The following is a 23,862-nucleotide window of genomic DNA, read 5'->3' as shown; positions in this document are numbered from 1 at the left end:
AATTTGGCCGCACGAATGATTTTCAACAACAAGAGGACAGAAACATGACGATACGCAAAAGCACCGCGATGATCGCGGCGATCACCATGCTTGCTGTTGGCGCCTGCGCGAAAAAGGCCCCCGACACGCTTCCCCCCGCACCCGAAGGCACCGGGGATACGGGCACCGACACCGGAACCGGGGTCGTCCCCGGATCGCAGGAAGATTTCCTCGCCAGCGTCGGCGCCATGGGCGACCGCGTTTTCTTCGATTACGACCAGTATAATGTCGACGCACAGGATCAGGCGACGTTGCAGACCCAGTCGCAGTGGCTGCAGCGCAACCCCGCGGTCCGCGTCACGCTCGAAGGCCATGCCGACGAACGCGGCACCCGCGATTACAACATCGCGCTCGGCGAACGCCGCGCCAATGCCGCGAAAAATTATCTCGCGTCGCTCGGCGTCGATCCGTCGCGGATCAGTGTCATCAGCTATGGCAAGGAACGCCCGGCCGAACTCGGTTCGACCGAGGAAGCCTATGCGAAGAATCGCCGCGCGGTGACGGTCGTTATCGGGCGCTAAGCAGCGGCCATAGCGGCACCGTCACGAAAGCGGCGGTGCAGGCAAAGACACCGAAGGGGACCCGTCGCGCGCTGAGCGGCTGGTCCCCTTTTCGTTGGGCGGTGATCGCCCAGACGATCCCGCCGAAGCTGGCGAGCAGCAGCAGCACGGGCAGCGCCTGCCAACCGAGCCACGCGCCGATTGCGGCGACGAGCTTGGGATCACCGCCGCCCATGCCCTCGGCGCCGCGCATACGGCGATAGGACCAGGCGACCAGCGCGAGCACAGTGCCGCCCACGAGCGCGCCGATCCAGCGGTCGGGCAGCGTGGTGCCGAGCATCGGCCCCGCAAGCAGGAGGCCCACGACCGCGAGCAGCGCGTTGAGGCGGTCGGGAAGCCAGAAATGGCGCGCATCGAGCAGCACGAGCGGCAGCAAAAGCCAGCCGAACAGCGCCCAGAGCCATCCCGCCGTGCCGGGCATGGCCGCAAGAGCGGCAACCCCGATCAGTGCCGACCCCAGCTCGACCCGCCAATGAAAGGGCGCAATCGACGCGCCGCACGTCCGGCAGCGTCCGCGCGACGCGAGCGCGGAGAGCAGCGGTACAAGATCAGCCGCGGCCAGCGAACGCCCGCAGCCGTCGCATTGCGAGCGTCCGAGCACCGAACGTCCCGCCGGCCAGCGCAGCACCAAAGTCGCGATGAAACTGCCAAGAAGCAGTCCGATCAGTCCGGCAAGGGCGACGCCCATGCCGAAGGGCAAGGCATCGAGAAAGGTCACGTCAGAAGCGGCCCGATGTCGCCAGCACGAACCCGTTCTGGCCGGCCTTGAAGCCCAGCGCAGCGAGCGCCGCCGCCATCGCCGGGTCGCGGTCGACATTGATCGCGAACTGCGCGCGATAGGCTCCTTTGCCGTCGAACGACAGCGTCAGCCGTTCCATGCCCGACTGGCTGGCGAGCGCCGCCTGCGCCCGCCCCTTCGCACAGGAGAGCGGCCCCGACAGGCCGCGCGACAGGTCGAGCCCGGCGATCGGCGCAGTGACCGCAAGCTGGATGCGACCCGCGGCGCTGGCGCATTGGCCTGCATCGTCGAACCGCACGGTCGCGCCCTCGAACCGTATCGTGTCGACGGGGATCATGCCCAGCCCGCCCGACATCGATGTCGTGCCGCTGACCGCGGACACGCCGCGCGGGTCGCTGCCATGCAGCCGTCCGGCGAGCGCGCCGAGCCGTTCGTCGGCGCGCGAAAAAGCAAGTTCGACCCCGCCGCCGAGCAGCGCGAGCGGCGACAGGCTGGCGCGCACCGTGCCGAGCGGCAGGGCGCCGAGCCGCGCCTCGACCAGCTCACCCGACCAGATCGAGCCACGCACGTCGCGTGCGGTGATGCCCGCGTCGGTCGCGCCCGAAAGGCCCAGCGCGAGCCGCATCGGGAAGGTCGCAATGACAAGGACCAACGCAAGCAGCAGCGCCACGATGCCCCAACGCCGGCGCGCGCTCATCGGCCGCCCTTCCGGAGTTCGGCGGTCAGCCCGACGGTGCCGTCGGCGGCAGGCGTGATCGTCAGCTGGTCGACGACGAAGCCCTGCCCCTCGAGCGAGGCGAGCCAGTCGGTGAGCACGGGTGCCTTGGCCGTCGCGATCGCGATCGTCGCCTGCCCCTCACCCCGCGCCTCGTTGCGGTCGAGTGTCAGCCCGATCTCGCCCGCCGATTGCGCCAGATACTGGTCGATCGCGACCGCATCGACCGTCGCGGCGACCGACTTTGCCGGGCGCTGCGCCAGCAACTGCACCTTCGCTGCGACCCGGCCTTCGCGTTCGATCGCGGCGCGATGCTGGCTCTCCAGATCGACGAATGCCGCGACCGCCGGGCGCCCGAGCCCCCAGACCAGCACGCCGAGCGCAAGCACGCCCGCGATGCCGACGAGCCAGCGTTCGCGCAGCGACAGGCCGGTCCACCAGTTTTGCAATCGCTCGGTCATGGCACCGCCCGGATCGTGATGTTCGCCATTTGCTGGCCGTCGCTGCCCGCCATCGGCTGCGCGGTGACGCGATAACCGCGTGCCTGCAGCGCGAGCAGCACCTTGTTGATATCCTCGACGCGCGGCGCGGCGAGCGTCGTCGTGAGCGTCCCGTCGGTGCGATGCGACAGCGTCTTGAGCGACACGCCGGGCGTATCTCCCATCGCATCGTAAAGCGCCGACGCGGGGACCGAGAAGGCGAGCGGCCCGCCGCCGGCGGCGGCAAGGCGGCGGTCGAGCTCGGCTTCGGCCGCGGTCGCGTCGGCGGCGGTCACGCCTGCCTTTTTCGCCATGGCAACGACCTGATCATCGGCGCGGCCCGTGTCAGACGCAAGGCGAATGGCATAAACGATCGGGACCAGCAGGCTGACGACCAGCAGCGCAATCGCGAGGCGCTTCGCCAGCCGCAGCATCGCCGGATCGACCGACCAGCTGCGTTTGGGTTTCCACCCCCCGCTCAGCAGGTCGAGCGGCGGTACGGCGAGCGTCAACAACAGCGCTTCGCGCATCCGGTCGGGATCGAGCGGCGCGACGGTGTGGCCGCCCGCGATCAGCGGATCGAGCTCAGGATCGGACAGCCAGGCATGATCGGCGGCGCGGACGATTTCTTCTCCGCCCACCTCGGCTTTCCACAGCGTATCGGGTTCGGGCGGCGGTACCGCTGCCGCCGCGGGGACGATGGCAAGGGGAGCCAGATTGCGCGCTTTCAGCCACTCGGTCCACGCGGTCATCGCGGCGTGGCTGGTGACAGCAACCGGGACCGCCTGTCCCCCCTCGGCCGGCTGACCTGCAACGACATGAAGCAATGCGGCATCGCCGAGGCTTGCCTTCAGCGTGTCGATCCGCGCCGCCGCAGCCGCCTGTGCCGGGGCGGCATCGGGATAATGAAGCCAGCGGAGCGGCACGTCGGCCGCGGGCGCCAGTGCAATCAGCCGGTCTTCGGGACTGTCGTCGCGCGGCTTTTCCCACGCATCGACCCATCCGTCGTCCTGCCCGCTATCGACGATCACGCCATCATCGATGCGCAGCCACGCGGGCTGCGGCATATTATCTTCGCCAAGCGTCGCCACCGGAGGCAGCCAGAGAACCAGGGTACTCGCCATTTCAGTCGCTCTCGCCCCAGTCGCGGCGCACGATCACCGGCGGCGCCAGCCCGGCGGACGGCGCCCCGCCATTGGCATCGATCAGCGAAACTGCGGTCAAGAAACCGTCCCCCATCGTCACATTCGTCGTCAGCGCCAGCCAGCGGCTGGTCACCCCTGCCTGTTCGGCGACATCTTCCTGCGGTTTGCGTCCTTCGAACGGCCCCGATTCCCAGAATCGCACGCTGCTGCCATAGCCTCCGGCGGGACGCGCCGCCAGCGCCGCCCGCGCGTCGGCGAGCGTGATTTCACCCGGCGCCAACATCGCGACCAGCGGCGCCTGTTCGGGCGCGAGCGTGTTGACGTTCAACCGCACCGGCTCGGTCGTCGGCAGCACGCAAACCCAAGGCTTGAGCCGCGCGTAAATCTTCGGTGTCACGCCGCGCACCGCGCGCAGTTCGCTGACATCGGCCATCTTGCTGTTCGCGGGCAGATAGGCGCCCTGCATCGCGCGATAGGCATTGTCCTCGGCGCCGAGCGGGCCTTCGTTGCTGTCGCTGTCGATCCAGTCGGCCGCCGCACCCGCAATCGCCTGCGCCTGCCCCGGATCGATCCCGAGCAAGCTCATCAGTTCGCCGAACTGGCGCAGCGATCCCGATCGCTGACTGAAACGCGCCGGCGTCGTTTCGGCAACGAGGCTGTTGAGGTTGAAGCAATTATTCGCGTCGGTGAGCTTCGCGCGCCCTTCGCCGCCGGGCAGCGGCAGCGTGAAATCGCGGCCGAGCCACCCGCCCGCCAAGGTCAGCTTCGCGGGATCGCGGCCGACGAGATCGGCGACGCGGCGAAGCGCAATCTGTTCGGCGGCAAAGGCGTAGGCACGGCCCTGATCGACCGTCGCCGCGCTGCCCGCGATCCGCGTCGCGAGCGTCAGCCGGTCGAGCGCGGTTGCGGCAATCACCGCCATCACCGCAACGAGCAGCAACACGCTGAGCAGCGCCGCCCCGCGTTCATCCTTCGCGTTCCGCTTCATGGTACCGGCGCCTCTGCGGCGGGCGGCGGCGGGGGCAACGCCGGCGCGGTCAGGAACAGCATCGTCAGCGCCTCACGGCCGGTCCGCACCAGCCGCACCTCGACCGCACGCGGCAGGCGATCACCGGGTTCGGAACTCCAGCTCTCGCCCCAATTGCCCCGCTCGTCGCGATATCGCACGGTGACGCCGGCGACGTCGCCGACGAGCCGGTCGCCCTCGCCGAGCGCGGTGCCGTCGAGCATCGGCTGCGTCGCGCGGCGCCATTCGTCGCCGACGCGCGCATAAGCGACGCGCTCGACGCTCGGGCGCGGGCTTCCGTCGAGCGAGCCCGCGCCGCTGTGGACAAAGGCAAAGCCGTTCGACGAGCCGACGAAGGCCGGAACCGCCTCCCCCGCCGGCCCGCGCGTCGAGCGCTGCACCGCCTGCGCAAGGTCGTTCGCCATCACGGCGCGGAGCCGATTGATGCCGCCCATCGCCTTCAGCCGTTCCTGTACCGCATCCTGCGTGTCGACGCTGCTGCGAAGCAGGCCGACGCCCATCGCCGCGATCGCCGCGAAGATCGAGAGCGCGACGAGCATTTCGACGAGGGTGAAACCGCGTTCGTCCCTCATCGCGACGGCCGGATGATCGTGAGCGCCGCCTGTCCGCGCCCGCTCTCGGGCCGGACGAGCAGGTCGATGCGCAGCAAGGCGTCGTCGGCGGTCTTCGCGACGCGTTGTTCGACGCGCCAGTTGCGCCCGGCGTTGGCGACCCCGATCGCGCTGTTGCCGATCGTCGGCGGCGCCGGGTCGGTCCACAGCTCGACCGCACGGTTCTGCGCGACGATTCCCGCCATCGTGCTTTCGTCGAGGTCGCCCGCGGTGCGCACCGCGTAGGCGTCGAGGCGGACGAGCGCGAGCGCAGCGATGCTGATGACGCTCAAGGCCACGAGCATTTCGAGCAAAGTGAAGCCGCCTTCCGCGTCCCTGGCGCGCTCACTGCCCACGGCTGACCTCTCCCGTCGCCGAGACGCGCACGATCTCGCGCGCATCGCCGCCGGTGAGCACGACCGCCTGCGGGGTCGGGCTGGTGCCGACGCGATCGAACAGGATGCGCGCCGCGCCCTGTCCGTTGCCCGCGGCAAAGCGCACGTCGCCGGGCCAGTTCCGTTGCTCGAACGCCCGGCCCGGAAGCGGTTGCCATTCGCCCGACATCCGCCGTTCGAAGCCATAGCCCGACGGAGCGAAATGAACCGCGACGCTGCGCCCCTCGATCACCGCGACGTCGCGCGCGGCGGCGAGGCGGGCAGCGAGCCGGTCCGCTTCGCTGCGCACGCTCCGTTCCTCACCGGGGATGGTGAGTACGACCGCGGTCGCGGCGAGCGCCATGATCGCAAGCACGACCATCAATTCGACGAGGGTGAAGCCGTTGGCGTCGGGACGCGTGCGCGTCTCAGCCGTCGCTGCGAATATCCGCATTGTCGTCGGTCCCGCCGGGGGCGCCGTCGGCACCGAGCGACCAGACGTCGAACGCCTTCCCGTTCGGCCCCGGCGCCTGATAATTATAGGGGCGCCCCCACGGATCAGCGGGCAGTTTCTTGATATAGCCGCCGCGGCGATAGCGTTCGGGCTGCGCGAGCGCCGGCGGCGGCGTGCTGAGCGCGTTCAACCCGTCGGTCGATGCCGGATAGGTCAGATTGTCGAGGCGATATTGTTCGAGCGCGGTTTCGAGCGTCGCGATATCGGCCTTGGCCTTGGTCACCATCGCGCGATCCTGGCTGGGCAGGACGTTGATCATCACAACTGTTGCCAGCAGCCCGATGATGAAGATCACCACCATCAGTTCGGTCAGCGTAAAGCCGCGCTCGCCCTTCTTGCGGCGGCGCTGGATCGGGGGCCGGCCCTCGCCGGAAAAGGAGGTATCGAGCATCAGGCGAAAGAATAGCTGCATCAGCGACATTTTCATAGTCCGGCTAGGTTCTGCAACTGAAGGATCGGAAGCAGGATGGCGAGGATGATAAGGGCTACGCACGACCCCATAACGACAATTATGACAGGTTCGAGAAGCGCCATCGACGCGGCCGTAAAGCGGTCGAATTCGCGTTCGAGATAATCGGCCGCGCGTTCGAGCATCTGCTCGAGCCGTCCGGCGCTTTCGCCGCTGGCGGTCATATAGACGAGAAGCGGCGGAAAGACCCCGGCGTCGCGGAGGGCCGCCGACAGGCTGCCGCCCGCGCGCACCTGATCGACGATCGCCGCGGTCGCACCCGCGAGCGCCGCATTGCGGATCGTCGGGAGCGTCAGGCGCAGCCCCTCGACGAGCGGCAGGCGGCTCGACACCATCGTCGACAGGGTACGCGCAAAGCGCGCCGCATAGAGATCACGGAGCAGGCGGCCGAAGAGCGGCAGGCGCAGCAGCCGCGCATCGACGCGCGCCTTGAACGCGGGGCGGCGCATCGCACTCACCCAGCCGAAGCTCGCGGCAGCGACCAACAGCGCGATCAGCCACCACCAGTTCGCGGCGAAGCCGGAAATCGCGATCACCGCGCGGGTCAGGAAAGGAAGTTGCTGCCCGACGTCGGTGAATTGTTCGACGACGCGCGGGACGACGAAGATCATCAGCGCGGCGACGACCCCGATCGCAACGACCGCGAGCACGATCGGATAAGCGAGCGCGGCGATCAGCTTGCCGCGCACCTCGGCCTGCCGCTCGAGCAGGTCGGCGAGGCGGGCAAGGATCACCGTCAAACTGCCCGTCGTTTCGCCCGCCGCGACCATCGCGCGATAGAGCGGCGGGAAGCTGCCCGGCTGGCGCGCCATCGCGTCGGCAAGGCGGCGGCCTTCGAGCAGCCCGGCGTGGACGTCGCCGATGACCGCCCGTGCGCTCTCGGCCTCGCTCTGGCGCGTCAGCGTGCGCAGCGCCTCTTCGAGCGGCGCGACCTCGGCAAGCGTCGCGAGCTGGCGCGTGAAGAGCGCGAGGTCCTTGCTCGACAATCTGTTACGGCGGAACGCAAACAGCGAGCGGCCAGCGGGCTTTGCCCCCGCTGCCTCGACCGCGACGATATGGAATTTGCGGCGGATCAGGTCGGCGCGCGCGGCATCGTCGTTCGCGGCGGTCAGTCGCCCCTTGCGCTCGCGGCCCTGGCTGTCGATCGCCACATAGCGATAATCAGGCATCGACATCCTCGCGCCGCGCGATGCGGATCGCCTCCTCGGCGGTCGTCAGCCCCTTTGCGACCATCGTCCGCGCCGCCGACGCAAGCGTCGGCGATTTCAGGAAGGCGTGTTTCGCGATCATCGCCTCGTCGCCGCCATTATAGATATAGCGGCGCACGGTCTCGTCGACCTTGATCGCCTCGAACACACCGATGCGCCCGCGGAACCCGCTTTGGCCGCAGTGATCGCAGCCCTTGGGCCGCCAGATCACGGTGCCGATGTCGAGCCCGAGCATCGCGGCGATGCTGTTATCGGCCTGCACCGGCTCGCGGCAATGGTCGCACAGCTTGCGCACAAGCCGTTGCGCGAGCACCGCGCGAAGCGTCGAGGCGAGCAGGAAGGGTTCGACCTTCAGATCCTTGAGGCGCGTGATCGCGCCTACCGCGTCGTTGGTGTGGACAGTCGAGAGGACGAGGTGGCCCGTCAGCGACGCCTGCACCGCGATATCGGCGGTTTCGCGGTCGCGGATTTCGCCGACCATCACGACGTCGGGATCCTGACGCAGGATCGCGCGGAGGCCCGCGGCGAAGTCGAGCCCGACCTTGCTGTTCACCTGCGTCTGTCCGACGCCCTCGACCGCATATTCGACCGGGTCCTCGACGGTCAGGATGTTGCGCTGGCCGTCGTTGAGTTGCTTGAGCGCGGCGTAAAGCGTCGTCGTCTTGCCCGACCCGGTCGGCCCGGTGACGAGGATGATGCCATTGGGTTCGGCAAGCGCCTCGCGCAAAATCTGGTCGGCGGCGCCCGACAGGCCGAGGACGTCGAAGTCGATCCCCGCCGCATCCTTGTCGAGGATACGCATCACGACGCGCTCGCCCGCGCGGCTCGGCAAGGTCGAAACGCGGACGTCGACGGCCTTGCCCGCGAGCGTCAGTCCGATGCGGCCGTCCTGCGGCACGCGGCGCTCGGCGATATCAAGGCGCGCCATCACCTTGATGCGGCTGACGACGACGGGTGCGACGTGCGGCGGCATGCGCAGATGTTCGCGCAGCACGCCGTCGGTGCGCATCCGCACGACGAGCCCGCTTTCATAGGGTTCGATATGGATGTCGCTGACGCCCTGCCGCACCGCTTCGGCGATGATCGCGTTGATCAGGCGGATCGCGGGCGCGTCGTCGGCGCTGTCGAGCAGGTCCTCGGCGCTCGGCAGGCTGAAATCGATGTCGCTGCCGTCGAGCGAGCCCGCCATCGCGGCGGCCGAACTGTCGACGGCATAATGGTCAGACAGCAGGCGGTCGAAATCGGCGGCGTCGGCGGTCGCGACGCGCAGCGGCTGCGCAAGGTAGCGCTTGACCTCGATCAGCACCGCGGGGTCGCTACCCTCGCGCAGGGTCGCGAGCCAGACGCCGTTTCCGCCGGGAGCGATGACGACGCCATGCGCACGGGCAAAGCCGTAAGGAATATCAACCGGCGCCGGGGGAGGCGCCGCCGGTTCGATGTCGGTCACGGATAATCTCCGGCGGGAGGGGCAGGCGCCTGCGAAATCGAGGGCGGAACGTCGGTCGAAATGACGCTGCCGTCGGGACCGCGCAGTTCGGGCAGGTTGACCGGACCGACGGTGATATCGGCGGAGGTCGCCGCGCTCGGCACCGGCGGCACGGCGCCCAGATAGTCGCGCACCAGCGTATCGATCGCGGGCTCCTCGCCCGGATTGCGCTGGAGCTGGAAGTCGCGGACATAACCGTAGCGACGCGCGGTCAGCGCGGCATTGTCTTCGCGATTGCGCAGGATCGTCGGGCGGATGAAGACCATCAAATTGGTCTTCGACCGCGTCCGGCTGCGCGATTTGAACAATTCGCCGAGCAAGGGAATGTCGCTGAGGAGCGGGATACGCTCGATCGTCTTGCGCTCGTCGTCGTTGAGCAGCCCGCCGATCGCGAGGATCTCGCCATCGTCGACGGTGAGCACCGTTTCGAACGCGCGCTTGTTGAGGATGAGGTCGCTGTTGCGCGACGAGACCGGGCCCGCAACGCTCGACACCTCCTGCCGCAGGAACATCTTCACCTCGCCGGCGCCATTGACCTGCGGGGTCACTTCCAGCTTGATGCCGACCTCTTCGCGCTGAACGGTGCGGAAGGCATTTTCGAAATTGTCGCCCAGCTTTTCGCCGGTCGTGATCGGCACGTCCTGACCGACGAGGAATTTCGCGGCCTGATTGTCGAGCGTCACGATATGCGGGGTCGCGAGCAGGTTCGATGTGGTGTCCGACTTCACCGCGTTGATGATCGCGCCGAAGATCGTGTTCTTGCCGATGTCGCCCGCGAAACCCGCAAAGCCGCCCGTTGCGGTGAGGAGCGACGCCGCGGCGGCTTCCTGCAGGCTGTTACCGAGCGAGCTGTTCGTTTGCGTGACCGTCGTGTTGCCGTTGACCGTCGTCGTTTCCTGCGACAGCCGGTTCGCGGCATAGGCGCCTCCGAGCGTCAGAATGTTCGGCGAGGCATTGCTGTAGCTCGTCGCAACGAACGGGATATTCTTGCCGCCGAGCAGGAACTGGACACCGAGGCGCTTCGCCGCATCGTCGCCGATCTCGACGACGATCGCCTCGACGAGCACCTGCTGGCGCCGGCTGTCGAGCTGGCGGATCAGTTCACCGAGCATCCGCTGCACTTCGCTGTTCGCCGCGACGATGATCGCGTTGGCGCCCTCATAGCGGGTGACGATGGCAGGTCCGCGAGTCGAGATGCTACCGCTTCCGCCGCCGCCGACCGATGCCGGCGCGGCTGGCGCAGCGGCCGCCCCCATCGGCGCGCCGCTGGACGACGACAAGGATGAGGTGGATGCGGGCGGCAGACCCGCCTTCTGCGCCGGATCGCTGCCGCCGCCGATCAGTTGCTGCAGCGTCGGGAGCAGCGTTTCGGCGTTCGCATGTTCGAGCCAGTAGACGCGCAGTTCGGTGCCGCCCGCCGCCTTGGCGTCGAGGTCGTTCGCCATCGACACGAAACGCGCGACCATCGCCTGATCGCCGCGCAGCGCAATCGCGTTGCTGCTGTCGATCGGCACGATCGCGAGCGGGGCGCGGGCGCCCTCGCCCGCCGCGGGGACAAGCGCGGTGAGCGCGGCGGCGATCTCGCGCGCGCCGGCGTTCTTCAGCGTGACGATCTGGCTGGTCGAGCTGTCGCGGTCGATGCTCGACGCGAGCGCGCGGATGCGGCGGATATTGTCGGCGAAGTCGGCGACGACGAGGCTGTTGGCATTGCGGTTCGCGGTCAGCGAGCCCTGCGCGCTGACGAGCGGGCGCAGCGTTTCGACCGCCGCGACCGCGTCGATGTGCCGGAGGCGGATGATTTCGGTCACGAACTGGTTCTGCGCAGCGCCGCCGCTGCCGATGCGGCCCGGCTGCGCCGCGGCGCCGTCAATCGGCTGGACGCGATAGCTGCCGTTCGGCCCCGGCACCGCGACGAGGCCGTTCGAGCGCAGCGTCGCGAGGAAAATCTCGAAATATTCGCTGCGCGACAGCGGCCGATCGGTGACGACCGACACCTTGCCGTTGACGCGGCCGTCGATGACGAAGGTGCGCCCGGTGATCCGCGCCGCATCCTGGATGAAGGCGCGGATATCGGCGTCGCGGACGTTCAGCGTATATTGGGCGAATGCAGGGCCGGGCGTCGAGGAAATCAGTGCGGCGGCGAGCATCAGGGACAGTTTGAGACGCATAAAACCTATTGCTTCGAAAGGAAAAGGGCGACGGGGACGACGCTGGCGCCGCGTTCGACTTCGAGCGCGATACGCGCGCCCGGGGTCAGCTGGTTGGCGAGCGCGGCGGCGTCGCTTGCCGATCCGATCGGGCGGCCGCCGACCGAACGGATGACGTCGCCGGGACGCAAGCCCGCCGCACGAAACGCCGCGCCGTCGCCTTGCGGCTGGACGACGATGCCGGTGACGCGGCCGTCTTCGGTCCGCGGCGCGAAGCCGACGCCCGCCTTGATCGCGGCGGGGGTCATTTCGCCGCTCGCGCTTGCGCCAGCCTGGGCCGACCCGATTTCGGGGGTCGGCGCGGGCAGCGGGATTGCCGGATTGGCGACGGGCGCCGCACCGCTCTGGTCGAGGAACAGGCTTTCGCGCGCGCCGCCGCGGTCGAGCAGCACATGATCGAAGGCGACCCCGGCGAGCTTCAGCCCCGGGGCGATCTCATCACCGACCGCGTAGCTGTTCTGTATCCCGTCCTCGCCCGCGATAATCGCCGAGCCGCCCCCGGTCGCCTCGTTGAGGTTGATGCCGAAGAGGGTCAGGCCAGCCGAAGTGACGGTCGCCGACGCCGGCCCCTGCGCATTGCCGCGGAAAAAGGGATCGAGGCTGGCGAAGAGCGCACGCCGTTCGGCGGGCGAAGCGATGACCGCCGCCTGCGGCTGCCATGCGCCGAGCGGCGACAGCGGCGTGAGCAATACCCAGAACAAACGGACGCATTGCCAGACCAGCAGCGCACCGAGCAGGCCGACGAGCAGCGCCGGCCATATTTCGCGCGGGCCCCGGCGCCCTGCGCGCAGCCAGGAGGGCAGCGCACGCGGCAGCCGAACGGCCGATCCGGACATCAGCGTCGCCATGAAGTCTTCCCTGTCCCCCAACTGAAAAATCGGTCTCGCGAATCGCCTAGGGGCGAACGGTGACAATCAGTTGACCGGAAGATTACAGTTTTTTGACGGCCGGGCGAGTCCGCAGCGACGGCCCGAAACGACCCTCCCCGCCGCGGCGGGGAGGATATAGGCCTCAGAATTTGAGCGACGCGCTAAGCGAGAAGGTGCGGCCCAGCTTGTAGCGGTTGAAATAGATCCTGTTGTCGCCCGACGTCTGGACTTCCTGATATTTGCGTCCGGTCAGGTTGCGCGCCTCGAACTTCAGCTCGATTTCCTTGTTGAGCAGGGTCAGCCCCTGACGCGCGACGAAGTCGAGCTGGATGCCGGGTTTTTCGAGCAGGTCGGGCTGTCCCGACGGACCACGGCTGGTGACGCGCGGGCTGGCATAGGTAATGAGCAGGGTCTGCTGCGACAGCTTGTCCTGATCTTCGAGCCCGATCTGGACGTTGACCAGATGGTCCGACTGCCCCGTGAGCGGCGAACCCTCGAAGAAATAATTGCTCGCGTCCTGCACCACGCCGTTGATGACGGTGGTGTCGCCCGCACCGACTTTGATGTCCGACTTGGTGAAGGTGTAATTCCCGATCAGCACGAGGCGGCGGCTGGCCCAGAAGGGCGAGTCCGACAGCGTGTCGAGCGCGAAATATTTCTGCGCTTCCAGCTCGACGCCATAGAGCGTCGCCTTCGGCGCGTTGGCATAGCTGGTGTTGATCGACGAATCCGAGATCGAGGTATAGGCCTCGATCGGCTTGTCGATCGATTTGTAGAAACCGGCGGCGGTAAACCGCTGATCCTTGGCAAAATACCATTCGTACCGCAGTTCGGCATTCCACAATTCGCTGTCGCTGAGCGACGGGTTGCCGCGGAACAGGCGGTTCGACTCGGGGTCCTGATAGATTTGTGCGACCAGTTCGCGGAATTGCGGGCGCGCGATCGTCTTCGACCCGTTGAGGCGCACCTGCATATCGGGCGCAACTTCCCAGGTCAGCGTCACTGCGGGAAGCCAGTAATTATTGTCGAGGTTCGTCGAGACGATCGAGCTGCCGCCCGTTCCGAAAAGGTCGACGGGAACGACGGTCTGCTTGCCTTCCTCGTAACGGACGCCGGCGTTGATGTTGATTCCCGACGCCAGTTCGGCCTGGACCTGTGCATAGCCCGCGTGTGTCCTGAGTCCCGCGTCGAACGCCGCGGTGCCGTCCTGCGCCGAGGTTTCGATCAGCCCGATATCATAGAGCTGGATCGTCGCGTCGGAGAGCAGATAGTCGGGACGCAGCTGCGTCACCGCGACAGGCAGGCCCGATGCGCGGAACTGGAACGCGCGGCGAACCGACGTCCGCTTCGTGTCGCTGTAGGCATAGCCGACCGTCGCCGTAATACGCGAGGCGAGCTCGTACGACAGGTCGACACCGCCCGACCACAGATCCTCGTTGAGATCCGAGAAGGCGATTGTCGCGTCGCCGCGGTTGCCGCCAAGGTCGTTCACGAATTTGTCGCCCGTGGGATCCTGCGTCGTCGGCAGGTTGGTGCGGACATAGGTAAAGCCGCGCTCATAGGGCGCTTCGCGCTGCGAATTGGCATAGGCGCCGCGCAGGTCGAGCTTCAGCCGGTCGAAATGGAATTCGCCGACGAACTGCGTGTTGATCAGCTGCCGCTCGTACCAGGCGGTGTCCTGCTTCATGATGTCGCGGCCGACCTGGTTCGCGTCGGTGCCGACCGCGAGGCGCGCCTGCTTCAACGTGTCGCGGATATAGAGGTTGGTCCAGCGCAGCTTGTGCTCGCCGATTTCGAGACCGAAACCGAGCAGACCGTTCACCACGACGCGATTGTCGGTCACGACGCGGTTGTAGCTGGTCTGCGGATCGCCCGACAGATCCTGTTCCACCGAGGTCTGCTGCAGCGTGTCGCGCGTGCGCCACTTGTTGCTGATCCCCGCGGTCGCGATGATACCGAGTTCGCCGTTCGCGAACGGGATCGTCGTGCCGCCGGTGATGCCGGCCGACCAGTTGACCGGGATATGATTATTCTGTTGCAGCAGCGTCGTTTCGGCGTTCACCAACTCCATCTGGATCGCCTTGAGGTCGGCCTTCGTGAAGTCGGCCCCTTCCAGAATCGGCTTGCCGCTCGCGAACGCGGCCTTCAGCAACGGCGGCACATCGCGCGTCCCGTCGTCGAAGCCCGTCCAGTCGGTGTCGCTGCCATAATAGGTGTAGCCGAGTTCGTTCGTCGTTTCGCTATCCCATCCGATGCCGCCGCTGAGCGTCAGGAAAGGCTCGCGCGGGATCGCCTTGGTCGTGAGATTGATCACGCCGCCGCCGAATTCGCCGGGAAAGTTCGCCGAATAGCTCTTCTGGACGAGGGTCGAATCGATGACGTTCGAGGGGAAGATATCGAGCGGAACGACGCGCTTCAGCGGCTCGGGGCTCGGCAGCGGCGAACCGTTGAGCAACGCGAGCGAGTAGCGATCGCCAAGGCCGCGGACATAGACGAAACCGCCACCGACAACCGAAAGGCCGGTGACGCGCTGGAGCGAGCCCGAGATGTCGCCTTCGCCGGTGCGCGCGATATCGGCCGATGACAGGACCGAGACGACTTCGGGCGTCGCGCGGACGACGTTCGGGGTAAAGCGGCCGGTGACGACGATTTCCTGATCGGCGCCGCCGGGGATCGAGACGTCGGCCTCTTCATCCGCGGGCGCGGCCGGTTCGTCGGCCGGCGCGGACGCGTCGGTCGCGGGTTCGGTGCCGGCATCCTGCGCGAGCGCCGCGGGCGCGACGAGCGCGGAACTGAGAAGAAGCAGGCTGGCGAAGATCGGCCGCTTGGTCATGGTGAAAGTCCCCAAGGAATATGCAGGAAGGGAGCGGGCCAGCCCGGTCGGCGTGCCCGCTCCCCAATGGATCGCGAGCGATCAGGTCGTCGGAATGGCGCTGCAGCTCTTGCTCGACGTGCCGAAGTTGGCGGTGGTCGAGTTGCAGGTCCAGCCCTGGTACCAGGTGTCGTTGGCGTCGCGGACGGCGCCGACATAGGCAGTGGTGTCGAAGAAGGCGTTCAGCGTCTTCGCATTGAAGGGCGTGAAGCCGGTTTCGGTCGCACCATTGATGAACAGGCTGGTGAGCGAAGGCACATAGTTCGAACGGTTGTTCGTGCCGCCTTCGAAGATCGCCTGAACCTGCGCATCGGTGACGCCGCTGGTCCCGCGGAACGGCGAGGCGTTGCACTGCATCGACACCGACTGGAAGACCGGCGGGCCGGCTTCGTCGAGCGCGGGGTTCGCCGCCTGCGTCGTCGTCGCGCTGTTGAGGCCGAGGCAACGGAAGCCCGGAGCCACGATCAGGCCGTTGGCGAACGTATAGTCTGCGCCGCCGCGGACGAGGATCGACACCCCGTTACCCGCCGCATTGTTGCGATGGATATAGGTGAAGTTCGAAATCGCGACACGCTGGCGCGGGCTGGTGTCTTCGTTGCCGTTCGAGTCGATTTCCATCATCGAGTCGCCGACCAGACCGTCCGCACGCTGTACGCCGATGACGTACTGGATGTTGCCCTGATAACCGACGTCGGTGTCGAGGCTGTCGTCTTCGGCGCCCGTGATCACCAGATGCTTCATGTTCACCCGGCCGCCGAACACTTCGATGCCGTCGTCCGAGCTGTTGTGGATCTGGATATGGTCGAGCTGCGTGCCCGAACCGACGCCCGACGGCGTCAGCCCCTGCAGTTCCTTGTCGGCGCTGAGGATGAAGCCCGAGTAGCGGATCTGGACATAGGACATGCGGCCCGAATTGTCGGCCGGCTGGGCGCCGCCATATTTCGCACCCGAGGTGCCTTCGGTATCGCGTTCGCACGCCACCGTGCCCGGCGTTGCGGCCGGCGCATCGCAATCGGTGACCGGCGCACGGCCGAGCAGAACAACACCGCCCCACAGCTGCGAGGTCTGGTCACCGGCGGAGCCCACGACGTTGCCGCGGCCGGTGAAGATGATCGGCTGGGTCGGGGTGCCGACGGCGTCGATGCGGTTGCCGCGGTTGACGGTCAGGAAGGACACGCCCGTCGCGCCAAAGATGGTGACGCCCGGATCGATCGTCAGCGTGACGACATTGTTCGTGCTCGCCGCTCCCTGGTCGGTGCCGACGTCGACGCGGCCGGGAAGCGAATAGATGACGCCGGCGACCTTCGGGATCGCGGTCGTCGCCGTGAAACGCGTCGGAAAACCGCAATTGCGCCATTCGCCGCCGGGGCCGGTAATGGTGCCGAGGTTCGCAAGCTGGTCGGGGCCGGCGATGCTCGGGCAGTTGGCGGCGGGGGTCACGGTTGCCGGCGGGGTCGGGGTGGGCGTGGGAGTCGGCGTCGGGGTGGGGGTCGGCGTCGGGATGACGATCACGCCTTCGCCCGGCGACGCGACGCCATCGGCACCGCACGCCGCAAGGATGGAACAGGCCACGCCGCTGAGCATGACCAAACGAATGCGTGCGAAAGCCGCCATGAAAATCTCCGTTCCCGGTGTGCGCCCCCGATCGGTCGAGCAGCGCCCCTGATGAAAAACACGCCGCGAACGAGATGAGATATGCTGGCTCGCCCCCGGTGACGCCGCCACTAGGGTGATTCGATGACGGTCTGACGCCAGAGCCATGACAATTGAGTGACTCTTTCGAGTCGGTTCGATGACATCGGCGGCATCGGCTGGCCCGCTTGTTTGCGCCAATGAAAATAAATCCGGCGAAGCTCGCTTGCATCGCCCGGAAAGCTTTGCTAGGCGCCCGCTCCTACCTGGTGCCGGACCGTCCGGACCATCATGATGTGCGGTCGTGGCGGAACTGGTAGACGCGCAACGTTGAGGTCGTTGTGGCCGAAAGGCCGTGGAAGTTCGAGTCTTCTCGACCGCACCATCATAGCCATATTATGGCGTAAATTCAGGCACTTAGGGAAAAACCACGCGTTCGCGGTCCACCTTTAAGTCCACCTTTTGCAGGATTAGGCGGACGTACAAACGCTGCCCCCTTGTCTAGATCGTTTAAATCTCTGGATTTTTCTGTCCGGAAAGAATTGCGGATTACAAAGCTATCGACTGCTACTGGCCGATAGCTGCCGGTCTTCTTTTGGGCGGAAAGTCAGAGAAGCCGCCATTGGCGGCCAAGCGAACGGCTCATGCTTCGCGGCAAAAGGCCACCCTGATGGTTCAGTCCGCCATCAAATTACCAACGCGCGGCGCAGCACAGCCAGGCGGCTGCGAGTGGTCGCATCTTTTGTGGCATGCAGCGCTTTATCGGCGGCTGTAAATGCGCGCATCGACGTCGGACGATCGCCACGCGCCAACGCGATTTCGGCCAAGGCGAGATCGACCCCCGCGCCGAACTCCGGTCGTCCGGTGAGATCAGCGGCCTTCTGCCGGTCGAGGCCATCGAGCAGCGCGCCTGCCTCGGCATGGCGGCGGTTGGCGATCATGCATTCCGCCGTGTAGAAGCGAATAACATGCGTGAGCGGATAATCCGCGCCGAAGGCTTGCCGCACCGAAGCGAGCGCATCTTGCGCAACGGTGAGGCCACGCCCGCGCTGAGCCGTCTGGCACAGTGCGACGGCATAGTCGTTCTGCCCGCCGAGCGCTTGATGCGATTGCGGACCTGCCAGCGCCGCCGCGCCTTGCCAGACCCGCTCGGCTTCACGGGCGGCGTCATCGTAGCGGCCAAGCGCAGCAAAACTCTCAAACCGCGTTGAATGAAGCGCCAGTGTAAAGCGGTGATTGTCGCCAAATCGCGCGCGCATTGCCGCCAGCAGCGGATCACTCGCGCGCAGCGCTTCCTCGTCCCGGCCTGACATTGACAGACTGGTCACCCAGTGCTGGCGCGTGACCAGCGTGTCGGGATGATCGGCACCGCGCAGGCGCCGGGATTCCGCCACGATAGCGCGGGCGATGGGTTCAGCGTCCTGTGCGCGGCCAAGACGCATCAGGACGAGAACCAGCGACGACTTCGCCTTGAGAAGCTGGGTGGGCGGCACGCCCGAGCCGACGGTTTCGCCGATAGCGAAAGCGCGGCGAAACGCGCGCTCGGCCAACTCGATATCGGCCATATAACCATAGGCCCCCTCGGCCTGTGCCAGTGCAAAACCAACCCGCCCGCTGTTGCCGCGATTCCCCAAGCGCTGGCGTTCCTGTTCCAACAGGCGTCCCGCTTCTTCAAGACGCTCGGGCTGGCCGGAGGTCGCTTCCATATGGATACGCCCCAGCCGCCCGATGACGGCATCGTCGCTGCCCGTCTCATTAGCCTGCGCGAACAATTGCCCGGCGCGGACATATTCCGCGCGAGCGGTGTCGAAATCCGACCGCCCGTGAAAGGCCCGTGCCACCGCCAGATGCAATCGCGCCGCGACTTGCGGCGAACCAGCGAACCGTTGATCGATGTTGCGACTGGCACGCTTGATGGCGTCGATCACGGTTTCATCGGCGGCCGAGCGCGCAGGGTCGGGACTGGCCAGCACGTCTTCGGCGATGAAGCTGTAGCCCGTGTCTGCCAATTGCTGCGCGGCCACCGCCCGATTTCGCTGCGTCCATGCATAAACGGCAAAGGCCGAGCTGGCGATCAGGCCGAGCACGAGACTGGCGGCAGCGAAGCGCATCCACGGACGGCGCATGCGCCGACGCTCTTCCAGCCGCTGCTGTTCCGCAAAAAAGGCGGCGCGCTCAGCGTCGCTGGCGGCAGCCTGCCGACGTTCATCGAGATGGTGCAGGCGGTGAGCCAGATCGGCGGCGCTGTCGAGTCTGCGCTCGGGCGCGACCTCCGCGGCGTGACAGATGTCGTCGCGCAGCAGCGGATCGGCAATACGATGCTCCCAGCCGGGCCCCAGCGTCGCCATGAAGTCGCCCACGGTAAGCTGATAGAGGATCAGGCCAAGCGCATAAATGTCGCTTTTGACGGTCGGCATGGCATCGCCGGTCAGCTCGGGCGCACGATACGCCAGCGTGCCCGAGCGCGGTTCGTCCTTGCCAAGATCAGCATCGAGCGATCCGGGATCAGTGATGTGGAAACTGCCCAGCACCGTATCATCGAGCAGGCGTCCACTGCCAAAATCGGCCAGCCGAATCACCACACCACCATTGCCATCGGCAATGAGGATATTGGCGGGCTTCAAATCTTTGTGCAGCACACCAAGGCCGTGAACGTCAGCAACGGCGCGGCAGATGTCTGCCGCAACGGCCAATCGTTGTTCCAGCGGAATGGATAACAGTCCGCCCGCATCGTCCGCCCAGCCGATCAGATCGCGCCCGCCATAGGCATATTCGAGGAAATAGGGCGAGGCGTCGAAATTCCATTCCAGCAGCGCGGGCAGCGGCGCGGAGGCCCCGAGCCCCGCGAACACCACGCGCGACAGTGCCGCCTCGCGCTTGAGCGCGCGCAGGCGATCGGGTGCGTCGGCGAACTTGAAGACGCGGCGCTCGCTCGTCTTGTCGTGGCTGGCCAGCCAGACATCCTCCGCGCCCGTATCGCCGAGCGGCTCTGCCAACCGCCATTGCTTGCGCCCCGGCACGGCGTCGCCAACCGCGAAGGTAAAGCGCGGAGCGAGTGGGGATTCAACGCTTGCGATCTTGACGGTGCAAGTCAGCCGATAGCCGACGCGCGGCACGGTCTCGATGATATTGTCCTGCCGTCCGCCGAGCACCTTTCGCAGCTTGGAGATGGCGGTCGGCAGCGAGCCTTCCACCACATTGAGGTCCGGCCAGACCGCATCGAGGATTTCGTCCTTTGTGACGACCTCGCCTGCGCGCAGCAAAAGCTCGTGAAGCACCTCGAGCGGCTTGCCTTCGAGCGCGACAACGTGCCCATCGACGCGCAGCGCCCAACTCGCTTCGTCGAACTCAGCGCCCGCGAAGGTCCAAAGGCGTCTACGCCGCCGCGATGAAGTGCTGCCCTGCATGTCGTTCCCCCGTGACGGTTTTAGAAATTCTTGAGAATGCCATCAAGACTTTGATGCACCGACCTTTCTAGGCTCGCCTCGACCGAACCAGTCAGGGGGAAAACAGATGACCAAGACGGCAAACCGGGTGGCAATCTCCGCGCTCGCGCTGAGCACGATGATCGCACTGAGCGCGTGTGGCAGCAAGCAGGCGACCTATGTTCATACCGAAAAGCCAGAATGGCAGCTCCAGTTCGTGTCCGACGACCATGTCAAATATCTTGGCAATCGGGGCGACCTCGAATGGGTCTATACCGCCGTACGCGATTCCGAGGGCCGCATTCTCTCCTTTGAGATGCGCCATCCCAACGTCGGCTCGATGGATTTTCGGCTCAACCAAGGCACCGGGTGCTTCTTCAATCATCGCGAAGGCGTGTTCTGTCCGCAGGGATGAACAATGTCTGGGTGACGAGAGAAAGCGAGGCTCATATGGCGACAGTTGGAAAAATCCGCAGCTTTGCGGAACTCGATATATTCACGATGACCGGAACGGTGGTCGGCCAGCAAGGCCGCACATCCACCCACCTGTCATCGGAAACCACGACGCATGGCGGCGGCGGGTATCTGCATCAGGGGTCTGGATTTATAGCAGCACCGACGACCCGGACCTCGGTGTCGTCATCCTCGACCCACCATCAGCGCCTGTTCGCGCGCAAGGACGACGGCGATGAATTCGACGTCGAGTTTCCCGATGTCCAATTCGGCATTCGTGAGGGCCACCGCGTGTCCGTTGTCTGCGCCGGCCCCAAAAGCACGGGACGGGGCCATCCCATGGCCTTGGTCAATCACACAACCCGCAATCACCAGATGTTCCCTGCACGCGTGAACTGGATTCTTAGCAACCGCATCAAGCTCTACGCCATTAGCGCCGGCGCGGCTCTCCTTATCCTCGCGGTCATTGCACTCTCGGTTTCGGGCAGTGTGACCGGAGGGATCATGCCCGTCGCGTTTCTGATCGGCGGCGGCGTGGTGGCGTGGGAAGCGTTTCGCTGGCTGACCCTCTACCGACAGGTGCGCCTTGAAGTCGAAAACGCCGCCCAATCGACACTGCAAAAAGAGAAGGATCCGACCCGTGCAGCATAATCAGAGCAGCAACGGCATTGGCCGCTCCATCGCCCTGACCCTCGCCGTCGCATCCTTGACCGCCTGCGGATCGGAATCCACCGCTGCGTCCAACGCGGCGCAGGGCAACGCGGCGATGAGCGCCGCCGTGTCGGCGCAGCCCACAGCCACGCCGCAGGCCGCGCCAGCCGTTATGACATTACCCGTCGAACACGCTATTTACGGCGATGTCGAACGGGGAAGCTGCGCTCGCGCTAGGAGAGCCTTCTTCTATGACGGGACAAATTACGGTTATGTCTCCCCGGTCGAGCCGGGCTGGAACGACACCGCATATTTTGAGATCAATCGCATCGCTCGCGTGGGTCCGCCAGCACGGGGAAGCGCTTTTTACGACTACTACCGTGGATACACCCTTGTCTGGACTACGGAGAATGCAGAGGCCGAAGAGGATATTCTGGGGATAAAAGCGGAAGGGAATGGCCGGATCAGGAGCATCGCGGCTAGTAGCGGACCCAAAGGGGATATGTTTTCTGAAGAGACATTTCAGAAATGCACCTTCGCGCAGCTTTCACCCCGGATGCAGGCGGCGATCCGCGCCGAACGTCCACAACTGGCGGGCGGAATAGCCGCTGCCGACAGCGCTGGCGCGTCGGCGTCCATTCCGGCCCCGATTGCGCCCTTCAATATCCGCCCCGGCCACTATGTGCCCGTTGGAGCCGCCTGCGGCACAACGAGCGATATGATCTTCTACTACGACGGCCGCCGCGCGGGCTGGATCGACCTGTCGCCCTTCGCGGCAAACCGCATGGAGCCCGTCGCAAGTGCGCGGCGCCGCGGCGCGGACTGGGTCGTGGATGCCGTGACGGGTGAAACCCTGCACGTGCAGGCAGCGGACAAGATCAGCGTTGGCGATCCCAATACCGGCGTCGAGACGATGCGGTGGTGTCCGGCGAGCGAGGTGCGCGCCTCGGCACAGGCGCACTAGGTTAGGGGGCAAACAGCCATGTCTTTTATGTCGCACGCCGCGCGCGGCGCCCTTCTCGGTTTTGCGGCACTGGCCCTGCCGGTATCGGCGCAAAACAGTGCGGGGCCGTCTCTTGCGGTCTTTGGCGTTCCCCTCGGCGGGACGGCCGCCGATGTCGAACGGATGGTGGGGCAGCGCGGCTTTGGCGGCTTCACCGACCATTGCCAGGCGGCGCGGATCTGCCGCTACCGCGTCAATATCGAGAATCTGCAGGGCACCGAGTTCTTCTCGACCAGCTGGGGATTCCGGAGGCTGGCCGACCGCACCGAGGCGTTCAGCTTCGCTTTCACCGCGCCGCCTAATGAACACCGAATCTGGTCGGCGGGTTCGGACCAGAGCTTTGGCGACTGGTTCAATGTCAGTGCCTCGGCACCGATCTTGCCCGATGTGCTCGCCGAACTGCGGAAACGCTTTGGTGAGCCCGTGCGTACGCAAGGCCTTGAAGCCCGCAGGGCCAATGCCGGAAATCACGGCCAGCTATGGTGGCTGTGGGACGCAGAGGGCCGGCCTGTCCGCTGGACTCGCGAGACCCATCAAACCTGCTATCTGGCGATGGGTAAGGCCTCGGTCGAGACCGGCCTCACGCTTCACGTCAATTCCAATGCGGCTCCGGTCGATCCGCAACCCTTCCTGCGCGCGCGGCAGGGGAATTGCGCCTACGCCGTTCGCGCCGACATCGGCCATACACGGGGATTAGTCTATTCACTCTCCATCCGCGCGGTGGATTTCAAGGCGGGTCACGACGCGCAGTATCGGACTAACCAGTTGCTGCGCGAGAAGCGCGGCGAGGGGGACAGCGCGCGCTCAAATCGCAACCGGCCGGATTTTTGAACAGACATGGCGTGGCTCGCTGCACAGGCGGCCGAGCAGAGAATGGAGTTTTGACCATGGCTTTTGTTCCTTCCAAAACAGCGCTCGCCGCTCTCATCGGCGTCGCAGCCTGCATGGTGACGGCTTGCGGCTCTGAATCATCCGCGAGTGACCGTGCCAATGCCGCTCCGGTAACAAGCGGCACGACGAAGGGTTTTGCGCTGGCGCAGGCGGCGCAAGCCGCGCCCTCCGTGGCGTCGCAGGCGGCCTTGCCAATCGAGCAAGGTCTCTACATCGCTGGCTATAAAACGCCGGAGGGCTTCTACATGTCCATCGACGACGATGGTCCCGTCCCTGCAAATGCCTGTGCGGGCGCAACGGACGTATTTTTCTATGACGGGGCAAATGCCGGAGAGGTCGGAATGGACGAGTCCGGCCACTGGACAAACAACGCCGTCAGGATTTCCCGCGTCGGTCCCGCGCGCAAGTCGCTTGATGCCGAACTCGCCCGCGCGTCGCGCGGCTTCACGCTCGTCTGGGATGCCGAAGGCGAGCGCAAGGGCCTCCCTCTCTGGCGCTGAAAGCGACAGGTCCG

At 66.1% G+C, this 23,862-nt stretch carries 22 protein-coding genes and 1 tRNA gene; 7 read left to right on the top strand and 16 right to left on the bottom strand.

Annotation, left to right across the window (positions count from 1 at the left end; translation table 11 throughout):
* The first annotated feature begins 44 nt into the window (after positions 1–44).
* A complete protein-coding gene (pal, locus tag ACIPPQ_RS03220; protein ID WP_446542755.1) occupies positions 45–560 on the top strand; it encodes a peptidoglycan-associated lipoprotein Pal in 516 nt (171 codons plus the stop codon).
* Here the strand turns inward: pal and ACIPPQ_RS03215 are convergent.
* The 15 genes from ACIPPQ_RS03215 to ACIPPQ_RS03145 form a co-directional block, all read right to left on the bottom strand.
* Positions 547–1,287, bottom strand: coding sequence for a prepilin peptidase (locus ACIPPQ_RS03215; protein WP_446543103.1), 741 nt, complete (start codon positions 1,285–1,287; stop codon positions 547–549). The genes pal and ACIPPQ_RS03215 overlap by 14 nt on opposite strands.
* Positions 1,288–1,318: 31 nt before the next feature.
* The gene (gspN, locus tag ACIPPQ_RS03210) at positions 1,319–2,035 is read right to left on the bottom strand and encodes a type II secretion system protein N (RefSeq protein WP_446542754.1); all 717 of its coding nucleotides are present in this window, start codon (positions 2,033–2,035) and stop codon (positions 1,319–1,321) included.
* Entirely contained in the window at positions 2,032–2,514 is a 483-nt protein-coding gene (gene gspM / locus ACIPPQ_RS03205; protein WP_446542753.1) for a type II secretion system protein GspM, read from the bottom strand. Before gspM ends, gspN begins: the two co-directional genes overlap by 4 nt.
* Positions 2,511–3,656, bottom strand: a complete 1,146-nt coding sequence (gene gspL / locus ACIPPQ_RS03200) for a type II secretion system protein GspL (protein WP_446542752.1) — start codon at positions 3,654–3,656, stop codon at positions 2,511–2,513. Before gspL ends, gspM begins: the two co-directional genes overlap by 4 nt.
* 1 nt (position 3,657) lies before the next feature.
* On the bottom strand, positions 3,658–4,665 hold the full coding sequence (gspK, locus tag ACIPPQ_RS03195; protein ID WP_446542751.1) for a type II secretion system minor pseudopilin GspK: 1,008 nt from the start codon (positions 4,663–4,665) through the stop codon (positions 3,658–3,660).
* Complete coding sequence (gene gspJ / locus ACIPPQ_RS03190; protein WP_446542750.1) at positions 4,662–5,276, bottom strand: type II secretion system minor pseudopilin GspJ; 615 nt, start codon at positions 5,274–5,276, stop codon at positions 4,662–4,664. Before gspJ ends, gspK begins: the two co-directional genes overlap by 4 nt.
* Positions 5,273–5,650 carry a type II secretion system minor pseudopilin GspI gene (gene gspI, locus ACIPPQ_RS03185; RefSeq protein WP_446542749.1) on the bottom strand — a complete coding sequence of 126 codons (378 nt, stop codon included), beginning with the start codon at positions 5,648–5,650 and terminating at the stop codon, positions 5,273–5,275. Before gspI ends, gspJ begins: the two co-directional genes overlap by 4 nt.
* Complete coding sequence (locus ACIPPQ_RS03180; RefSeq protein WP_446542748.1) at positions 5,640–6,122, bottom strand: GspH/FimT family pseudopilin; 483 nt, start codon at positions 6,120–6,122, stop codon at positions 5,640–5,642. The genes gspI and ACIPPQ_RS03180 overlap by 11 nt, the downstream gene beginning before the upstream one ends.
* Positions 6,097–6,573, bottom strand: coding sequence for a type II secretion system major pseudopilin GspG (gene gspG, locus ACIPPQ_RS03175; RefSeq protein ID WP_446543102.1), 477 nt, complete (start codon positions 6,571–6,573; stop codon positions 6,097–6,099). The genes ACIPPQ_RS03180 and gspG overlap by 26 nt, the downstream gene beginning before the upstream one ends.
* Before the next feature lie 32 nt (positions 6,574–6,605).
* The gene (gene gspF / locus ACIPPQ_RS03170; RefSeq protein WP_446542747.1) at positions 6,606–7,820 is read right to left on the bottom strand and encodes a type II secretion system inner membrane protein GspF; all 1,215 of its coding nucleotides are present in this window, start codon (positions 7,818–7,820) and stop codon (positions 6,606–6,608) included.
* A complete protein-coding gene (locus ACIPPQ_RS03165) occupies positions 7,813–9,306 on the bottom strand; it encodes a GspE/PulE family protein (protein ID WP_446542746.1) in 1,494 nt (497 codons plus the stop codon). The genes gspF and ACIPPQ_RS03165 overlap by 8 nt, the downstream gene beginning before the upstream one ends.
* Positions 9,303–11,513, bottom strand: a complete 2,211-nt coding sequence (gene gspD, locus ACIPPQ_RS03160; RefSeq protein WP_446542745.1) for a type II secretion system secretin GspD — start codon at positions 11,511–11,513, stop codon at positions 9,303–9,305. The genes ACIPPQ_RS03165 and gspD overlap by 4 nt, the downstream gene beginning before the upstream one ends.
* Positions 11,514–11,518: 5 nt before the next feature.
* Positions 11,519–12,400, bottom strand: coding sequence for a type II secretion system protein N (locus ACIPPQ_RS03155; RefSeq protein ID WP_446542744.1), 882 nt, complete (start codon positions 12,398–12,400; stop codon positions 11,519–11,521).
* A 163-nt stretch (positions 12,401–12,563) separates the two neighbouring features.
* Positions 12,564–15,254 (bottom strand): TonB-dependent receptor domain-containing protein, encoded by a 2,691-nt coding sequence (locus ACIPPQ_RS03150; protein WP_446542743.1) that lies wholly within the window; start codon positions 15,252–15,254, stop codon positions 12,564–12,566.
* An 81-nt stretch (positions 15,255–15,335) separates the two neighbouring features.
* Positions 15,336–16,907: a hypothetical protein gene (locus ACIPPQ_RS03145; protein WP_446542742.1), complete on the bottom strand. Its 1,572-nt coding sequence runs from the start codon at positions 16,905–16,907 to the stop codon at positions 15,336–15,338.
* A gap of 316 nt (positions 16,908–17,223) precedes the next feature.
* On the opposite strand from ACIPPQ_RS03145, the gene ACIPPQ_RS03140 reads away from it, so the two are divergent.
* Positions 17,224–17,310, top strand: a tRNA-Leu gene (locus ACIPPQ_RS03140).
* Between the two features lie 301 nt (positions 17,311–17,611).
* Here the strand turns inward: ACIPPQ_RS03140 and ACIPPQ_RS03135 are convergent.
* Complete coding sequence (locus tag ACIPPQ_RS03135; protein ID WP_446542741.1) at positions 17,612–20,332, bottom strand: protein kinase domain-containing protein; 2,721 nt, start codon at positions 20,330–20,332, stop codon at positions 17,612–17,614.
* 106 nt (positions 20,333–20,438) lie between these two features.
* Between ACIPPQ_RS03135 and ACIPPQ_RS03130 the strand changes: the two genes are divergently transcribed.
* From ACIPPQ_RS03130 to ACIPPQ_RS03110, 5 genes are read left to right on the top strand one after another with little or no spacing between them, the layout of a single operon-like run.
* Positions 20,439–20,765 (top strand): hypothetical protein, encoded by a 327-nt coding sequence (locus tag ACIPPQ_RS03130; protein WP_446542740.1) that lies wholly within the window; start codon positions 20,439–20,441, stop codon positions 20,763–20,765.
* Positions 20,766–20,800: 35 nt separating this feature from the next.
* On the top strand, positions 20,801–21,454 hold the full coding sequence (locus ACIPPQ_RS03125) for a hypothetical protein (protein WP_446542739.1): 654 nt from the start codon (positions 20,801–20,803) through the stop codon (positions 21,452–21,454).
* Positions 21,444–22,418: a hypothetical protein gene (locus ACIPPQ_RS03120; protein WP_446542738.1), complete on the top strand. Its 975-nt coding sequence runs from the start codon at positions 21,444–21,446 to the stop codon at positions 22,416–22,418. The genes ACIPPQ_RS03125 and ACIPPQ_RS03120 overlap by 11 nt, the downstream gene beginning before the upstream one ends.
* A gap of 18 nt (positions 22,419–22,436) precedes the next feature.
* A complete protein-coding gene (locus tag ACIPPQ_RS03115; protein WP_446542737.1) occupies positions 22,437–23,288 on the top strand; it encodes a hypothetical protein in 852 nt (283 codons plus the stop codon).
* Between the two features lie 56 nt (positions 23,289–23,344).
* On the top strand, positions 23,345–23,848 hold the full coding sequence (locus tag ACIPPQ_RS03110) for a hypothetical protein (protein ID WP_446542736.1): 504 nt from the start codon (positions 23,345–23,347) through the stop codon (positions 23,846–23,848).
* The last annotated feature ends 14 nt before the right edge of the window (positions 23,849–23,862 follow it).

This window comes from Sphingopyxis sp. LARHCG72 (assembly GCF_052871675.1).
This window is presented reverse-complemented; position numbering and strand designations above follow the sequence as displayed.

Excerpts from the sequence above, each read along its gene's own strand:
- ACIPPQ_RS03115 (WP_446542737.1), top strand. The coding sequence starts at position 22,437 with ATGTCTTTTATGTCGCACGCCGCGCGCGGCGCCCTTCTCGGTTTTGCG.
- gspD (WP_446542745.1), bottom strand. The coding sequence starts at position 11,513 with ATGCGTCTCAAACTGTCCCTGATGCTCGCCGCCGCACTGATTTCCTCG.
- gspF (WP_446542747.1), bottom strand. The coding sequence starts at position 7,820 with ATGCCTGATTATCGCTATGTGGCGATCGACAGCCAGGGCCGCGAGCGC.
- ACIPPQ_RS03110 (WP_446542736.1), top strand. The coding sequence starts at position 23,345 with ATGGCTTTTGTTCCTTCCAAAACAGCGCTCGCCGCTCTCATCGGCGTC.
- ACIPPQ_RS03130 (WP_446542740.1), top strand. The coding sequence starts at position 20,439 with ATGACCAAGACGGCAAACCGGGTGGCAATCTCCGCGCTCGCGCTGAGC.
- ACIPPQ_RS03135 (WP_446542741.1), bottom strand. The coding sequence starts at position 20,332 with ATGCAGGGCAGCACTTCATCGCGGCGGCGTAGACGCCTTTGGACCTTC.
- ACIPPQ_RS03150 (WP_446542743.1), bottom strand. The coding sequence starts at position 15,254 with ATGACCAAGCGGCCGATCTTCGCCAGCCTGCTTCTTCTCAGTTCCGCG.
- gspN (WP_446542754.1), bottom strand. The coding sequence starts at position 2,035 with ATGAGCGCGCGCCGGCGTTGGGGCATCGTGGCGCTGCTGCTTGCGTTG.
- gspM (WP_446542753.1), bottom strand. The coding sequence starts at position 2,514 with ATGACCGAGCGATTGCAAAACTGGTGGACCGGCCTGTCGCTGCGCGAA.
- ACIPPQ_RS03155 (WP_446542744.1), bottom strand. The coding sequence starts at position 12,400 with ATGGCGACGCTGATGTCCGGATCGGCCGTTCGGCTGCCGCGTGCGCTG.
- gspK (WP_446542751.1), bottom strand. The coding sequence starts at position 4,665 with ATGAAGCGGAACGCGAAGGATGAACGCGGGGCGGCGCTGCTCAGCGTG.
- ACIPPQ_RS03125 (WP_446542739.1), top strand. The coding sequence starts at position 20,801 with ATGGCGACAGTTGGAAAAATCCGCAGCTTTGCGGAACTCGATATATTC.
- ACIPPQ_RS03215 (WP_446543103.1), bottom strand. The coding sequence starts at position 1,287 with ATGGGCGTCGCCCTTGCCGGACTGATCGGACTGCTTCTTGGCAGTTTC.
- gspL (WP_446542752.1), bottom strand. The coding sequence starts at position 3,656 with ATGGCGAGTACCCTGGTTCTCTGGCTGCCTCCGGTGGCGACGCTTGGC.
- gspG (WP_446543102.1), bottom strand. The coding sequence starts at position 6,573 with ATGCTCGATACCTCCTTTTCCGGCGAGGGCCGGCCCCCGATCCAGCGC.
- gspJ (WP_446542750.1), bottom strand. The coding sequence starts at position 5,276 with ATGAGGGACGAACGCGGTTTCACCCTCGTCGAAATGCTCGTCGCGCTC.
- ACIPPQ_RS03145 (WP_446542742.1), bottom strand. The coding sequence starts at position 16,907 with ATGGCGGCTTTCGCACGCATTCGTTTGGTCATGCTCAGCGGCGTGGCC.
- pal (WP_446542755.1), top strand. The coding sequence starts at position 45 with ATGACGATACGCAAAAGCACCGCGATGATCGCGGCGATCACCATGCTT.
- ACIPPQ_RS03180 (WP_446542748.1), bottom strand. The coding sequence starts at position 6,122 with ATGCGGATATTCGCAGCGACGGCTGAGACGCGCACGCGTCCCGACGCC.